This is a genomic window from Klebsiella oxytoca (assembly GCF_009707385.1).
GTDB classification, from domain to species: Bacteria; Pseudomonadota; Gammaproteobacteria; order Enterobacterales; family Enterobacteriaceae; genus Klebsiella; species Klebsiella oxytoca_C.
Genome location: NZ_CP046115.1, coordinates 166,432 through 180,753 on the forward strand (window position 1 = coordinate 166,432; position 14,322 = coordinate 180,753).

14 protein-coding genes are annotated in these 14,322 nt (G+C 54.9%); 10 read left to right on the plus strand and 4 right to left on the minus strand.

From position 1 onward, the window contains the following. Positions 1-13: 13 nt before the first annotated feature. Complete coding sequence (locus GJ746_RS00790; protein ID WP_154678513.1) at positions 14-1,534, minus strand: YifB family Mg chelatase-like AAA ATPase; 1,521 nt, start codon at positions 1,532-1,534, stop codon at positions 14-16. Between the two features lie 350 nt (positions 1,535-1,884). Here GJ746_RS00790 and ilvL point away from each other — a divergent pair, with 350 nt between their 5' ends. The 6 genes from ilvL (at position 1,885) to ilvA (ending at position 8,428) form a co-directional block, all read left to right on the plus strand. Further along, on the plus strand, positions 1,885-1,983 hold the full coding sequence (gene ilvL, locus GJ746_RS00795) for an ilv operon leader peptide (RefSeq protein ID WP_001311244.1): 99 nt from the start codon (positions 1,885-1,887) through the stop codon (positions 1,981-1,983). A gap of 139 nt (positions 1,984-2,122) precedes the next feature. After that, complete coding sequence (gene ilvG / locus GJ746_RS00800) at positions 2,123-3,769, plus strand: acetolactate synthase 2 catalytic subunit (protein ID WP_154678514.1); 1,647 nt, start codon at positions 2,123-2,125, stop codon at positions 3,767-3,769. After that, complete coding sequence (gene ilvM / locus GJ746_RS00805; RefSeq protein ID WP_154678515.1) at positions 3,766-4,023, plus strand: acetolactate synthase 2 small subunit; 258 nt, start codon at positions 3,766-3,768, stop codon at positions 4,021-4,023. The genes ilvG and ilvM overlap by 4 nt, the downstream gene beginning before the upstream one ends. A gap of 16 nt (positions 4,024-4,039) precedes the next feature. Beyond that, on the plus strand, positions 4,040-4,969 hold the full coding sequence (locus GJ746_RS00810) for a branched-chain amino acid transaminase (protein WP_154678516.1): 930 nt from the start codon (positions 4,040-4,042) through the stop codon (positions 4,967-4,969). Positions 4,970-5,030: 61 nt separating this feature from the next. Next, entirely contained in the window at positions 5,031-6,881 is a 1,851-nt protein-coding gene (gene ilvD / locus GJ746_RS00815; protein WP_154678517.1) for a dihydroxy-acid dehydratase, read from the plus strand. 2 nt (positions 6,882-6,883) lie between these two features. Then, a complete protein-coding gene (gene ilvA / locus GJ746_RS00820) occupies positions 6,884-8,428 on the plus strand; it encodes a threonine ammonia-lyase, biosynthetic (protein ID WP_154682609.1) in 1,545 nt (514 codons plus the stop codon). Here the strand turns inward: ilvA and ilvY are convergent. Beyond that, on the minus strand, positions 8,425-9,315 hold the full coding sequence (gene ilvY / locus GJ746_RS00825; protein ID WP_154678518.1) for an HTH-type transcriptional activator IlvY: 891 nt from the start codon (positions 9,313-9,315) through the stop codon (positions 8,425-8,427). The two genes, ilvA and ilvY, sit on opposite strands and share 4 nt — an antisense overlap. 275 nt (positions 9,316-9,590) lie before the next feature. On the opposite strand from ilvY, the gene ilvC reads away from it, so the two are divergent. Beyond that, positions 9,591-11,066: a ketol-acid reductoisomerase gene (gene ilvC, locus GJ746_RS00830; RefSeq protein ID WP_154678519.1), complete on the plus strand. Its 1,476-nt coding sequence runs from the start codon at positions 9,591-9,593 to the stop codon at positions 11,064-11,066. A 171-nt stretch (positions 11,067-11,237) separates the two neighbouring features. Here the strand turns inward: ilvC and ppiC (GJ746_RS00835) are convergent, their stop codons facing one another. Together ppiC (GJ746_RS00835) and ppiC (GJ746_RS00840) are read right to left on the minus strand one after the other, a co-directional pair. Beyond that, positions 11,238-11,519 carry a peptidylprolyl isomerase PpiC gene (gene ppiC / locus GJ746_RS00835; protein ID WP_001140251.1) on the minus strand — a complete coding sequence of 94 codons (282 nt, stop codon included), beginning with the start codon at positions 11,517-11,519 and terminating at the stop codon, positions 11,238-11,240. 52 nt (positions 11,520-11,571) lie between these two features. Next, the gene (ppiC, locus tag GJ746_RS00840) at positions 11,572-11,853 is read right to left on the minus strand and encodes a peptidylprolyl isomerase PpiC (RefSeq protein ID WP_016808199.1); all 282 of its coding nucleotides are present in this window, start codon (positions 11,851-11,853) and stop codon (positions 11,572-11,574) included. Positions 11,854-12,046: 193 nt separating this feature from the next. Here ppiC (GJ746_RS00840) and GJ746_RS00845 point away from each other — a divergent pair, with 193 nt between their 5' ends. From GJ746_RS00845 to pnuC, 3 genes are read left to right on the plus strand one after another with little or no spacing between them, the layout of a single operon-like run. Further along, entirely contained in the window at positions 12,047-12,751 is a 705-nt protein-coding gene (locus tag GJ746_RS00845; RefSeq protein WP_154678520.1) for a Crp/Fnr family transcriptional regulator, read from the plus strand. Positions 12,752-12,775: 24 nt separating this feature from the next. Then, positions 12,776-13,525 carry a nucleoside phosphorylase gene (locus GJ746_RS00850; protein WP_195908780.1) on the plus strand — a complete coding sequence of 250 codons (750 nt, stop codon included), beginning with the start codon at positions 12,776-12,778 and terminating at the stop codon, positions 13,523-13,525. Further along, on the plus strand, positions 13,525-14,247 hold the full coding sequence (gene pnuC / locus GJ746_RS00855; protein WP_154678521.1) for a nicotinamide riboside transporter PnuC: 723 nt from the start codon (positions 13,525-13,527) through the stop codon (positions 14,245-14,247). Before GJ746_RS00850 ends, pnuC begins: the two co-directional genes overlap by 1 nt. Positions 14,248-14,322 lie beyond the last annotated feature (75 nt).

Genomic DNA, 14,322 nt, shown 5'->3' on the forward strand with positions numbered 1-14,322 from the left:
GTAAGCCCTTTTTTTACGCCATCATTTTTTGTAGATGGCTCAGCATTCTGTCAATTGCCCGATAACCGAGAGCCTCCTGTAGATGATGGCGTTGAATGCGATCGACACCCTCGATATCGGCAATGGTTCGGGAAACTTTAAGCAGGCGTTGCCAGGCGCGAATTGAAAGCCCTAGCTGCGTTAAAGTCTCTTCCAGCCAGATAGCATCATCTTCACGCAGTTGACACCAGATTTTCATCTCGTCATTACCCAGATGAGCATTGAGTTTACTCTGTCGCGATAGTTGCTTTTCGCGTGCGGCCAAAACGCGTTGGCGTATGCAGGCGCTGCTCTCTTCTTCGTTTGTTCCCTGGCTTAGCACTCCCGGCGGTGGGAGTGGAATCTCCAGAGACAGATCGAATCGGTCAAGAAATGGGCCAGATAAACGACCCAGATAACGTAGCGTCTGTTCTGGGGATGTGCGATTGTGCCGGCCCTGATAATGCCCCGTCGGGCTGGGATTCATTGCTGCAATAAGCTGAAAACGGGCTGGATAATCGATTTTGGCACGCGTACGAGAGATGTGAATGACTCCAGATTCAATCGGTTCTCGTAACGCATCCAGTACCCTGCGTTCGAATTCAGGCAGCTCATCAAGGAACAGGACACCATTATGGGCAAGGGAGATCTCTCCAGGAGCCGGGATTGCGCCGCCACCCACCATGGCCGTCAGGGAAGCGCTATGGTGCGGAGCGCGGAACGGCCTGCGACGCCAATTTTTTGTTGCCTGGCTGGAATTGAGCAGACTAAGTATCGCCGCGCTTTCCAGAGCCTCCTGGTTGCTTAACGGTGGTAGAAGTCCCGGTAGACGACTGGCGAGCATCGTTTTGCCCGTGCCGGGCGGGCCTATCATGAGCAAATTATGTCCACCGGCAGCAATAATCTCCAGCGCTCGCTTCCCCTGCCGCTGGCCAATCACATCACGCAAGTCAGCCTGTGACTCATCCGAATACACCCCCTCTGGTGGGGGATGATCGAGATGGTTTTTTCCTTCGAGAAAAGCACATACCTCCTGCAGGTGCCCTGCGATAAGACACTCTTTACCGTCGATCAAGCCCACTTCCATAGCGTTCTCATCCGCGACAATAATTTTTCGACCTGCCTTTATAGCCTCCATCGCGCTGGAAATGGCACCAGGAACGCCGCGTAAAGCACCTGTAAGCGCCAATTCACCGACAAACTCATATTGATTCAGCCTGGCTGCATTTAGCTGTTCTGACGCCACCAGAAGCGCGATAGCGATAGGTAAATCATATCTTCCGCCTTCTTTTGGCAGATCGGCTGGCGCCAGATTGATAGTGATTTTTTTCGCCGGATAAGCGTAGCCGCTGTTGATAATCGCACTTCGTACCCGGTCACGAGCTTCTCGAACCGTTGTTTCAGGAAGCCCCACCATTGTCAGGCCAGGGAGTCCGTTACTGATATGAACCTCAATCGTGACAAGCGGAGCGCCGATCCCGAGAGCGGCGCGGGTATAAACGATGGCGAGTGACATAAAACCTCCTGAGGTCCGGGATTATGTCGTGTATTTTTTGTTGAGTAATGCAGCAACTTGGGATTTCAGATGCTTGCTTCCAGCAAATTTTCTGACGAGTTTCACGTTGCATTCGTTTTGGATGCTGATTCGCAGATGACTGCTGTTAGCCAGAGGTATGAAAAAACGCTGTGGAGTGCACCACAAATTGAAATATTTTCATTTCATATTTTTTCTATTAAAAACAATTGTTTTTTCTTAAATGGTTAGCATGATAAGAAATGTGGTCATAAAAAAATCTTGTATTTGATGCAATGTCTGTGGTACCTCTTTAGGTATTCCTTCGAACATGAAGCCAGAAAGAACATAAAATGACAGCCCTTCTACGAGTGATTAGCCTGGTCGTGATTAGCGTGGTGGTGATTATTATCCCACCGTGCGGGGCTGCACTTGGACGAGGAAAGGCTTAAAAAACAAGCCTTAACGAACTAAGACCCCCGCACCGAAAGGTCCGGGGGTTTTTTTATAACTTTAAAACAGAAAAGAGGAGCAGGCGATGGTTAGTAGCATAAAATTCTGTTTCTCTCGATCTACAACGGGGAAGTAACTATGAATGGGGCGCGGTGGGTAGTACATGCTTTGCGAGCACAGGGAGTTGATACTGTTTTTGGCTACCCGGGTGGCGCAATTATGCCGGTTTACGATGCATTGTATGACGGTGGCGTGGAACACTTACTGTGCCGGCATGAACAAGGCGCGGCTATGGCGGCTATCGGCTATGCCAGAGCGACAGGAAAAACCGGCGTGTGTATTGCCACTTCGGGACCCGGCGCTACGAACCTGATCACTGGTCTCGCCGACGCACTGCTCGATTCCGTTCCCGTTGTGGCCATCACCGGCCAGGTTGCCGCCCCGTTCATCGGCACCGATGCATTTCAGGAGGTGGATGTCCTTGGACTATCGCTGGCATGCACCAAGCATAGTTTCCTGGTGCAGTCGCTGGAGGAACTGCCGCGCATCATTGCCGAAGCTTTCCATGTGGCGAACTCAGGGCGTCCTGGACCTGTGCTGGTCGATATCCCTAAAGACATCCAGCTGGCTCAGGGCGAGCTCGACCCGCATTTTTCCATGGTAGCTGATGACGTTGCTTTCCCATATGCGGATATCGAATACGCTTTGCAGATGCTGGCTGAGTCACAGAAGCCAATGTTATACGTTGGCGGCGGCGTGGGTATGGCGCAGGCGGTACCAGCACTGCGGGAATTTCTTGCGGTAACGCAAATGCCTGTCACTTCCACCCTGAAAGGGCTGGGCGTGGTGGAAGCGGATTATCCTTACTATCTGGGTATGCTGGGGATGCACGGGACAAAAGCTGCTAACCTGGCGGTACAAGAATGCGACCTGCTCATCGCGGTAGGGGCCCGTTTTGACGACCGTGTGACCGGTAAACTGAATACTTTCGCCCCGCATGCCAAAGTTATTCATATGGATATCGACCCGGCCGAACTGAACAAACTCCGCCAGGCGCATATCGCCCTGACGGGCGATATGAATGTTTTGCTGCCGGCGCTGCAGCAACCGTTAGCAATCGACGTCTGGCGTCAACGTAATGCTGAACTGCGCGCGGAGCATGCCTGGCGCTACGATCATCCGGGTGACGCTATCTATGCACCTCTGTTGCTGAAGCAGCTTTCCGAGCGCAAACCAGCAAATTGCGTTGTGACGACCGATGTGGGCCAGCATCAGATGTGGTCCGCCCAGCATATGACCTATACGCGTCCGGAGAATTTCATCACTTCCAGCGGATTAGGAACCATGGGATTCGGCTTGCCCGCAGCGGTAGGCGCACAGGTGGCCCGCCCTGATGATACGGTTATCTGTATCTCCGGTGACGGCTCCTTCATGATGAACGTGCAGGAGCTGGGCACCGTAAAACGCAAGCAGCTGCCGTTGAAGATCGTCTTACTGGACAATCAGCGCTTAGGAATGGTTCGTCAATGGCAGCAGCTGTTTTTCCAGGAACGTTATAGCGAAACCACCCTTACCGATAATCCCGATTTTCTTACTCTGGCCAGCGCCTTCGGCATCCCTGGTCAACACATCACCCGTAAAGACCAGGTTGAAGCGGCACTCGACACCATGCTTTCGAGCCAGGGGCCCTATCTGCTTCATGTCTCAATAGACGAACTTGAGAATGTCTGGCCGTTGGTGCCGCCTGGCGCCAGTAATGCAGAAATGCTGGAGAAATTATCATGATGCAACATCAGGTCGCCTTGCAGGCTCGCTTTAATCCGGAAACGTTAGAACGTGTGTTGCGCGTTGTGCGCCACCGCGGATTCCAGATTTGCGCGATGAATATGGAAACCGCTGCAGATGCGCGAAATATTAATATTGAACTGACCGTTGCCAGCCAACGGCCCGTCGAATTACTGTTTAGTCAATTAAGCAAACTGGTGGACGTCGCCCGCGTCGAGATCCAGCAACCTACATCACAACAAATTCGCGCCTGAGCGCAAAGGAAGAACAATGACGACGAAAAAAGCTGATTACATTTGGTTCAATGGCGAGATGGTTCCGTGGGGTGAGGCGAAAGTTCACGTGATGTCCCATGCGCTGCACTACGGGACTTCCGTCTTTGAAGGCATCCGTTGCTACGACTCTCACAAGGGGCCGGTCGTGTTCCGCCATCGCGAACATATGCAGCGTCTGCATGACTCAGCCAAAATCTACCGTTTTCCGGTTTCACAAAGCGTTGATGAGCTGATGGAAGCCTGCCGCGCAGTTATCCGTAAAAACAATCTGACCAGCGCCTATATTCGTCCGTTAGTGTTCGTTGGCGACGTTGGCATGGGCGTCAACCCGCCTCCGGGTTACAACACTGACGTGATCATCGCGGCGTTCCCGTGGGGAGCCTACCTGGGTGCCGAAGCTCTGGACCAGGGGATCGATGCGATGGTTTCTTCCTGGAATCGCGCAGCGCCGAACACGATTCCCACCGCGGCTAAAGCTGGCGGTAACTATCTTTCTTCTCTGCTGGTCGGCAGCGAGGCGCGCCGTCATGGTTATCAGGAAGGTATCGCGCTGGACGTTAACGGCTATATCTCTGAAGGCGCCGGTGAAAACCTGTTTGAAGTGAAGGATGGCGTGCTGTTTACTCCGCCGTTCACTTCTTCCGCGCTGCCGGGGATCACCCGTGATGCAATCATCAAGCTAGCGAAAGATCTGGGTCTGGAAGTACGCGAACAGGTATTGTCCCGCGAGTCGCTGTACCTGGCTGACGAAGTCTTTATGTCCGGGACTGCCGCAGAAATCACTCCAGTACGCAGCGTTGATGGCATTCAGGTTGGTGAAGGCCGCTGCGGCCCGGTCACCAAACGTATTCAGCAAGCATTCTTTGGCCTCTTCACCGGTGAAACCGAGGATAAATGGGGCTGGTTGGATCAGGTTAATAACTAAGCATATAAAGATGGGGCGACACGCAGCGCCCCATTTAACAAAAACTGGGAGTAACTAAAGCATGCCTAAGTACCGTTCCGCCACAACCACTCATGGCCGTAATATGGCGGGGGCCCGCGCGCTGTGGCGCGCCACTGGAATGACCGACGATGATTTTGGTAAGCCGATTATCGCCGTGGTGAACTCTTTCACCCAGTTCGTGCCGGGCCACGTTCACCTGCGCGATCTCGGTAAGCTGGTTGCCGAACAAATCGAAGCTGCTGGCGGCGTCGCCAAAGAATTCAACACCATTGCGGTGGATGACGGGATCGCCATGGGGCACGGGGGTATGCTTTATTCACTGCCATCCCGCGAACTGATCGCCGACTCGGTGGAGTACATGGTTAACGCTCACTGTGCTGATGCGATGGTCTGTATCTCCAACTGCGACAAAATCACCCCAGGGATGTTGATGGCGTCTCTGCGCCTGAATATTCCGGTTATTTTTGTTTCCGGCGGTCCGATGGAAGCCGGGAAAACTAAACTCTCCGATCAAATTATCAAGCTCGACCTGGTCGATGCGATGATCCAGGGCGCTGACCCGAAGGTTTCTGATGACCAAAGCGATCAGGTTGAACGCTCCGCCTGTCCAACCTGTGGCTCATGCTCCGGGATGTTCACCGCCAACTCCATGAACTGTCTGACCGAAGCGCTGGGCCTGTCGCAGCCAGGTAACGGCTCGCTGCTGGCGACTCACGCCGATCGTAAGCAGCTGTTCCTCAATGCGGGTTCACGTATCGTTGAGCTGACTAAACGCTATTACGAGCAGGACGATGCCTCTGCGCTGCCGCGTAATATCGCTAACAAAGCGGCGTTCGAAAACGCTATGACGCTGGATATCGCTATGGGCGGTTCCACTAATACCGTGCTGCATCTGCTGGCGGCGGCGCAGGAAGCTGAAATCGACTTCACCATGAGCGATATCGATAAACTTTCCCGCAAAGTGCCGCAGCTGTGTAAGGTCGCCCCAAGCACGCAGAAATATCATATGGAAGATGTTCATCGTGCGGGCGGCGTGTTGGGCATTTTAGGCGAGCTGGATCGTGCCGGGCTGCTGAACCGCGATGTGAAAAACGTACTTGGCTTGAGCCTGCCGCAGACGCTGGAGCAGTACGATATCACCGTTACGCAGGACGAAGCGGTGAAAAAGATGTTCCGCGCGGGGCCAGCGGGTATCCGCACGACGCAGGCTTTCTCTCAGGATTGCCGTTGGGATACGCTGGATGACGATCGCGCAGAAGGCTGTATCCGCTCGCTGGAACACGCTTACAGCAAAGACGGCGGCCTGGCCGTTCTGTACGGCAACTTTGCCGAGAATGGCTGCATCGTGAAAACGGCGGGTGTGGATGACAGCATCCTGAAATTTACCGGTCCGGCTAAGGTATACGAAAGCCAGGAAGCGGCCGTGGATGCGATCCTCGGCGGTAAAGTGGTTGCGGGTGACGTAGTGGTCATTCGTTACGAAGGGCCGAAAGGTGGTCCGGGTATGCAGGAGATGCTCTACCCGACGACTTTCCTGAAATCTATGGGCCTGGGTAAAGCCTGCGCGTTGATTACCGACGGTCGTTTCTCCGGCGGTACTTCGGGCCTCTCCATTGGTCACGTTTCTCCGGAAGCAGCCAGCGGCGGCAATATTGCGATCATTGAAGATGGTGACATGATTGCTATCGATATCCCGAATCGCGGTATTCAGCTGCAGCTGAGTGATGCTGAGATTGCGGCGCGTCGTGAAGCCCAGGAAGCTCGTGGTGATAAAGCATGGACGCCGAAAGACCGTGAGCGTCAGGTTTCCTTTGCCCTTCGCGCTTACGCCAGTCTGGCAACCAGCGCCGACAAAGGCGCGGTGCGCGATAAATCGAAACTTGGGGGTTAATGATGGCCGAGTCGCAACCCCTGTCCGCCGCCCCCGAGGGGGCGGAATATCTCAGAGCGGTACTGCGCGCGCCGGTATATGAAGCCGCGCAGATCACGCCGCTGCAAAAAATGGAAAAGCTCTCATCGCGCCTTGATAACATTGTGCTGGTGAAGCGTGAAGATCGCCAGCCGGTGCACAGTTTTAAGCTACGCGGCGCGTACGCGATGATGGCGGGGCTGACGGAAGAGCAAAAATCGCACGGCGTGATCACCGCTTCGGCGGGTAATCACGCACAGGGCGTGGCTTTCTCGGCGTCTCGCCTGGGAGTAAAAGCGCTGATCGTTATGCCAACCGCCACGGCGGATATCAAAGTCGATGCGGTTCGCGGCTTCGGCGGCGAAGTGCTGCTGTACGGCGCGAACTTCGATGAAGCCAAAGCCAAAGCTATCGAGCTGGCGAAGCAGCAAGGTTTCACCTGGGTACCGCCTTTCGATCACCCTATGGTGATTGCCGGACAGGGGACGATGGCGCTGGAGCTGCTGCAGCAGGATGCTCATATTGATCGCGTATTTGTACCGGTCGGCGGCGGCGGTCTCGCGGCGGGCGTAGCGGTGCTGATCAAACAGCTGATGCCGCAGATCAAAGTCATCGCCGTCGAGGCAGAGGATTCTGCCTGCCTGAAAGCCGCGCTGGATGCGGGCCATCCGGTTGATTTACCCCGCGTCGGGCTATTTGCTGAAGGTGTGGCGGTAAAACGTATCGGCGATGAGACTTTCCGACTGTGCCAGGAATATCTCGACGATATCGTTACCGTTGATAGCGATGCCATTTGTGCGGCGATGAAAGACCTGTTTGAAGACGTGCGAGCGGTGGCTGAGCCTTCCGGCGCGCTGGCGCTGGCGGGGATGAAAAAATATATCGCCCAGCACAATATTCGCGGCGAACGCCTGGCTCACGTGCTTTCCGGCGCGAACGTCAATTTCCACGGTCTGCGCTACGTGTCTGAACGCTGCGAGCTGGGTGAACAGCGGGAAGCGCTGCTGGCGGTGACGATTCCGGAAGAGAAGGGCAGCTTCCTTAAGTTTTGCCAGCTGCTGGGCGGTCGTTCGGTCACGGAGTTCAACTACCGCTTCGCTGATGCGAAAAATGCCTGCATTTTTGTCGGCGTGCGCCTGAGCCGCGGTCTGGAAGAGCGCAAAGAGATCCTCGACCTGCTGCGTGAGGGGGGCTACAGCGTGGTGGATCTCTCTGACGATGAAATGGCCAAGCTTCACGTGCGCTATATGGTCGGCGGACGTCCGTCGCAGCCGCTGCAGGAGCGTTTGTTTAGCTTCGAGTTTCCGGAATCACCCGGCGCTCTGCTGAAGTTCCTGCATACGCTGGGCACGCACTGGAACATCTCTCTGTTCCACTATCGCAGCCATGGTACCGACTATGGGCGCGTGCTGGCGGCATTCGAACTGGGTAATCACGAGCCTGACTTCGAGACCCGTCTGCATGAACTGGGCTACGACTGTCACGATGAGACGCATAACCCAGCGTTCAGGTTCTTTCTGGCAGGTTAATGGTTCGGCAACAAGTTCCAGAACGCATCAATAAGCGGCTCATGCAGCCGCTTTTTTTGTACGCAGACGCCCAGTTCGAAAGGCGTTTTCTCGTCGCTGCGTTCCAGAATCATTACGCGGTTACGCACTGGCTCCGGGCTATTTTCCAGCACCACTTCCGGCAGCAGCGCCACGCCGCAGCCAAGCGCCACCATGGAAACCATCGCCTCATGGCCGCCTACGGTAGCGTAAATTGATGGGTTGCTGATTTTATTGCGCCGAAACCAGAGTTCGATGCGGCGGCGCACCGGTCCCTGATCGGCCATGATGAATGGCACCGTTGCCCAGTCCGGCTTTTCAACTGAAATCTGGTTACGTACCGGGCAGGGCAGGGCAGGAGCGATTAACACTACCGCCAGATTTTCCAGCATTGAGAATGCCACCGCGCCAGGCAGCGTTTCAGGCTTACCGGCAATTGCCAGATCGGCTTCACCCGTCACCACTTTCTCCATCGCATCGGCGGCATCGCCGGTGGTGAGTTTAATTTCTACTGAGGGGTGCTCGGCGCGAAAGCGGTCGAGAATCGGCGGTAGATGGCTATAGGCGGCGGTCACCGAGCAGAAAATATGCAGCTCGCCGGAAAGCGACGGCCCCTGCTGATCGATGGTGTGGCGCAGCTGCTGATACTGCAGCAAGGTCTGCTGGGCAAAAATGCGCAGCTCTTCGCCCGCTTCGGTGAGGGTAACGGTGCGGTTATCACGTACAAAAAGGGGCTGGCCGAGGTCTTCCTCAAGGCGCTGGATCTGGCGCGAAAGCGTGGAGGGGCTGACGTGCATCGCCCGCGCGCTGCGGCCAAAATGACGGCTTTCCGCCAGATGGAGGAAGGTTTTCAGATCGCGTAAATCCACTGGGCACGCTCCACGGTTTTACATTGCAGAAATTGCAACGTGACGTTGTGAATATATCAATTTCCGCAATAAATTTCCTGTTGTAATGTGGGTACATTCTCGCTGAAGAGCGAACCGAACAATATACTCGTCGCCTTTCAAGTTGCAGATGCGTTGGCTGCGTCAGCTCACCCCAGTCACTTACTTGAGTAAGTTCTTGGGGATTCGCTGCCTTGCCGCCTTCCTGAAACTCGAAATCCACAGAGTAACAACGTACAACATCACGAGGTATCACCATGGCTAACTACTTTAATACACTGAACCTGCGCCAGCAGCTGGCGCAGCTGGGCAAATGTCGCTTTATGGGTCGCGACGAATTCGCCGATGGCGCAAGCTACCTTCAGGGTAAAAAAGTGGTCATCGTCGGCTGTGGCGCGCAGGGTCTGAACCAGGGCCTGAACATGCGCGACTCCGGTCTCGATATCGCCTACGCGCTGCGTAAAGAAGCGATCGCCGAGAAGCGCGCATCATGGCGTAAAGCGACCGAAAACGGCTTTAAAGTGGGTACCTACGAAGAGCTGATCCCGCAGGCCGATCTGGTGGTTAACCTGACTCCGGACAAGCAGCACTCTGACGTTGTACGTTCCGTTCAGCCGCTGATGAAAGACGGCGCGGCGCTGGGCTACTCTCATGGCTTCAACATCGTGGAAGTTGGCGAGCAGATCCGTAAAGATATCACCGTTGTGATGGTGGCGCCGAAGTGCCCGGGTACCGAAGTGCGTGAAGAGTACAAACGTGGTTTCGGCGTACCGACCCTGATCGCAGTTCACCCGGAAAACGATCCGAAAGGCGAAGGCATGGCTATTGCTAAAGCCTGGGCTGCGGCTACCGGTGGTCACCGTGCGGGCGTTCTGGAATCGTCCTTCGTGGCGGAAGTGAAATCCGACCTGATGGGCGAGCAGACCATCCTGTGCGGTATGCTGCAGGCCGGCTCTCTGCTGTGCTTCGACAAGCTGGTGGCAGAAGGCACCGACCCGGCTTACGCTGAAAAACTGATTCAGTTCGGTTGGGAGACCATCACCGAGGCGCTGAAGCAGGGCGGTATCACCCTGATGATGGACCGTCTGTCTAACCCGGCTAAGCTGCGTGCCTACGCGCTGTCAGAACAGCTGAAAGAAATCATGGCGCCGCTGTTCCAGAAACATATGGATGACATCATCTCCGGTGAATTCTCTTCCGGCATGATGGCTGACTGGGCTAACGACGATAAGAAACTGCTGACCTGGCGTGAAGAGACCGGTAAGACCGCGTTCGAAACCGCACCGCAGTTTGAAGGAAAAATCGGCGAGCAGGAGTACTTCGATAAAGGCGTTCTGATGATCGCGATGGTGAAAGCGGGCGTTGAACTGGCGTTTGAAACCATGGTTGATTCCGGCATCATCGAAGAGTCTGCTTACTATGAATCGCTGCACGAGCTGCCGCTGATTGCCAACACCATCGCTCGTAAGCGTCTGTACGAAATGAACGTGGTTATTTCCGATACCGCAGAGTACGGTAACTACCTGTTCTCTTACGCTTGCGTGCCGCTGCTGAAAGAGTTCATGACTACCCTGCAGACCGGTGACCTGGGCAAAGCGATTGCCGAAGGCGCGGTAGACAACGCTCAGCTGCGTGACGTGAACGAAGCAATTCGCAGCCACGCAATCGAGCAGGTTGGTAAGAAGCTGCGCGGCTATATGACCGATATGAAGCGTATTGCGGTAGCGGGCTAATTCCCCGTCGTCTTTCAACTTGCAAATGCGTTGGCTGCGTTCGTACACCCCAGTCACATAGTTATCTATGCTCCTGGGGCTGGCTGTACTCACTTGCCGTCTTCCTGCAAGCTGAAATCCTTACGGGAAAGCTGTGAGATAAAAAACCGGTGCAATAAGACACCGGTTTTTTTAATTGCGATACAGCACCTTGATGATGTGATAACCGAACTGGGTGTGCAGCGGGCCGGTCGGCTCCAGCACCGGGCAGGAGAAAACGACTTTATCAAACGCCGGTACCATCTGGCCCTGGCGGAATTCACCTAAATCGCCGCCGCGTTTGCCTGACGGACAAATAGAGTGCTTCTTCGCCAGTTTGCCGAAATCGGCGCCATTTTTAATCTGCTCCAGAAGATCCAGTGCCAGCTTCTCTTCTTTAACCAGGATATGCAGTGCTGCTGCCGTTTTTGCCATGATCGTACCTTGAGTGAATGGGGGATAAATCAGGGCGCAATAGTAGCATGGGCTAGCGGCGATACAGCACCTTAATGATGTGGTAACCGAACTTGGTTTTGACCGGCCCGTAAGGCTTGAGCAGCGGGCAGCTGAAGACCGCTTTATCAAATGGCCCGACCATAACGCCTTGATTAAACTCCCCAAGATCGCCGCCGTTGCGTCCTGATGGACATTTCGAATAGCGCTTTGCCAGATGATCGAAGCTCACGCCACGTTCAAGTTTGGCGAGGATCTCGTGGGCCAGCTTCTCTTCTTTAACCAGGATGTGCAGGGCTGCTGCGCTTTTTGCCATTATGGTGTTCTCAGTCGCAAAGATATCCCGTTACTTTACCACCCGCTCTGGCCACGGACATATACTCTTCGCCATCGCGGGACAGATGTCTCGCCTGATATACGGAAGCGGGAGATGAGCAACACTTTTCTATGGCCTCTTCCCTCCTGCCCGGGACAGCCGTCCTGTCCTTATAGTCGTGGAGCGAGATAACATGGACACAATGAAAAAACCTGAATTTTCAGTCGGCTGGCTGTCCGGGCTGAGTGAGATTGTGAGCGATCCGCTGCTGTATGAACTACTGAAATATTGTCCCCTGGAAATCATGCGGCGCTGGCGCTTCGAAGAGATCCCGCGCGGTGATTTTATCTGTCGACAGGGTGAAGTGTGTCAGCGTTTTTCGCTGATTATCGCCGGTGAAGTAGATGTTTTTTATGAGGCCGAAGACGGTCGTCGCTACCGTCAGGCCCGCTACCGGAAAGGCGACATGCTGGGCGAGCTCGAGATCTTTGAGTCGCGCCATTACATCTGCTCGGTGGTGGCGGTGGGGCATGTTCAGCTTTTGAGCCTGTCACAGGAACATTTCTGCCGCTGGCTGGCGTTAGATAATCATTTCAACCAGCGGATGCTGCGCTTCTTTAGCCAGCAGTATTACCAGCTGTCGAAGAAGGCCAGCAGCGACAATCTTTACTCGCTGCATCAGCGGGTGTGCCAGGCCTTATGGCTGCGTTATCAGCAGGATGGCGCCAATGGAATCTTGCTGGATAAACAGAATCTCAGCCAGGAGTTCGCGGCAACGACCCGCAGTATTAACCGTATTTTGCATGACCTGAAAGCGCTACAGATTATTGATACCGATGGTGAACGCATTGTGTTGTTAGCTCCTGAAAAATTGCAACAGGAGGCTGATATCGGATAACCGCAAGAGTAAGGAGGCGGGAGAATGTCGCTGCAACCCCATATCCAGTTAAGCAAGGAGATGACCGGCGCTCGGTACGCGCTGCTGCCGGGCGACCCGCAGCGGGTCGACCGGATCGTCAATTTTCTTGATAATCCTGAACCGCTCGGTCAGAACCGGGAGTTTCGCGCCGCGCGCGGCTGGTATCAGGGCGTTGAGATTTTGGTACTTTCCACCGGAATCGGTGGCCCCTCCACCGCGATCGCCATTGAAGAGCTACGCCAGATCGGCGTAACCACTCTGATTCGTATCGGCAGCTGCGGGGCGCTACAGGATAATCTCGCGCTCGGCGACGTGATTATCGCCCATGCCGCGGTCGTGGATGACGGCACCAGTCGAACCTATGCGCCTGCGGGCTATCCAGCCTGCGCCGACCCGCAGCTGACCTGGGAACTGATGACGCAGGCGCGGCAGATGAATATCCCCGCCGCGTGCGGTCTGGTACGCAGCCACGACAGCTTTTATACCGATCGTGAGATGGAGCTGGATGCGCAGTGGTCAGCGCTCGGCATTCTGGGGGCGGATATGGAGAGCGCCGCCCTGATGACCATCGGCGCGCTGCGCGGATTACGTACGGCCTCATTACTCAACGTGGTGGTTGCCCACAACGGATGCCTGGACAGCAGCATCAATGATTATGTCCAGCAGGAAGCGCTGTGCCAGCAGGGCGAAGAACGGCAAATTACCCTGGCGCTACGCGCCATTTACTCCGCTAGCCAGCAAGGAGATCAGTGATGGACTTTTTTAGCATTAACAATGTGATGGTCAATATTCCTCTTGGCGAAGGCGGCTATGCGCTATCGTGGATTGAAGCTATCGGTACCGTATTCGGTCTGCTGTGCATCTGGTGCGCCAGCCGGGAAAAAATCATCAACTATCTGTTTGGTCTGATTAACGTCACGCTGTTTGCGGCGATTTTTTTCCAGATTCAACTCTATGCCAGTCTGCTGCTACAGGTGTTCTTCTTTGCTGCCAATATTTACGGCTGGTACGCGTGGAGCCGACAAAACGAGGCGCAGGAGGCGGCTCTCAAGGTACGCTGGCTTTCCCGTCAGCAAACCCTGGCACTAGGCGGCGTCTGCGCGGTGGCGATTATTTTGATGACGCTGTTTATCGATCCGGTATTCTCGGCGCTTACCCGCATCATGATTGCCCTGCTGCAAACTTTCGGCATGCAGGTTGCGATGCCCGACCTCCAGCCCGATGCCTTCCCGTTCTGGGATTCCACCATGCTGGTATTGTCGATTGCGGCGATGGTCCTGATGACGCGCAAGTTCGTCGAAAACTGGCTGCTATGGGTGCTTATCGACGTGATTAGCGTGGTTATCTACGCGGTACAGGGCGTTTACGCCATGTCGCTTGAGTATGTCCTGCTGACGGCGATCGCGGTAATGGGTTCATATAGCTGGATCAAGAGCGCGCAGCGTAACGGCTATACGCCGCTTGCCGCAGCCTGATTTACTGATTTCAGGCTGCCTGAAAGGGTAGCCTGTTGCTCTCTGTACCCCGCTTTCTGCTACAATCCTCACCCC

What these genes read in the sequence shown, in the direction of transcription:
- GJ746_RS00790 (WP_154678513.1), bottom strand. Translation starts at nt 1,534, where the DNA reads ATGTCACTCGCCATCGTTTATACCCGCGCCGCTCTCGGGATCGGCGCT.
- ilvL (WP_001311244.1), top strand. Translation starts at nt 1,885, where the DNA reads ATGACAGCCCTTCTACGAGTGATTAGCCTGGTCGTGATTAGCGTGGTG.
- ilvG (WP_154678514.1), top strand. Translation starts at nt 2,123, where the DNA reads ATGAATGGGGCGCGGTGGGTAGTACATGCTTTGCGAGCACAGGGAGTT.
- ilvM (WP_154678515.1), top strand. Translation starts at nt 3,766, where the DNA reads ATGATGCAACATCAGGTCGCCTTGCAGGCTCGCTTTAATCCGGAAACG.
- GJ746_RS00810 (WP_154678516.1), top strand. Translation starts at nt 4,040, where the DNA reads ATGACGACGAAAAAAGCTGATTACATTTGGTTCAATGGCGAGATGGTT.
- ilvD (WP_154678517.1), top strand. Translation starts at nt 5,031, where the DNA reads ATGCCTAAGTACCGTTCCGCCACAACCACTCATGGCCGTAATATGGCG.
- ilvA (WP_154682609.1), top strand. Translation starts at nt 6,884, where the DNA reads ATGGCCGAGTCGCAACCCCTGTCCGCCGCCCCCGAGGGGGCGGAATAT.
- ilvC (WP_154678519.1), top strand. Translation starts at nt 9,591, where the DNA reads ATGGCTAACTACTTTAATACACTGAACCTGCGCCAGCAGCTGGCGCAG.
- ppiC (WP_001140251.1), bottom strand. Translation starts at nt 11,519, where the DNA reads ATGGCAAAAACGGCAGCAGCACTGCATATCCTGGTTAAAGAAGAGAAG.
- ppiC (WP_016808199.1), bottom strand. Translation starts at nt 11,853, where the DNA reads ATGGCAAAAAGCGCAGCAGCCCTGCACATCCTGGTTAAAGAAGAGAAG.
- GJ746_RS00845 (WP_154678520.1), top strand. Translation starts at nt 12,047, where the DNA reads ATGGACACAATGAAAAAACCTGAATTTTCAGTCGGCTGGCTGTCCGGG.
- GJ746_RS00850 (WP_195908780.1), top strand. Translation starts at nt 12,776, where the DNA reads ATGTCGCTGCAACCCCATATCCAGTTAAGCAAGGAGATGACCGGCGCT.
- pnuC (WP_154678521.1), top strand. Translation starts at nt 13,525, where the DNA reads ATGGACTTTTTTAGCATTAACAATGTGATGGTCAATATTCCTCTTGGC.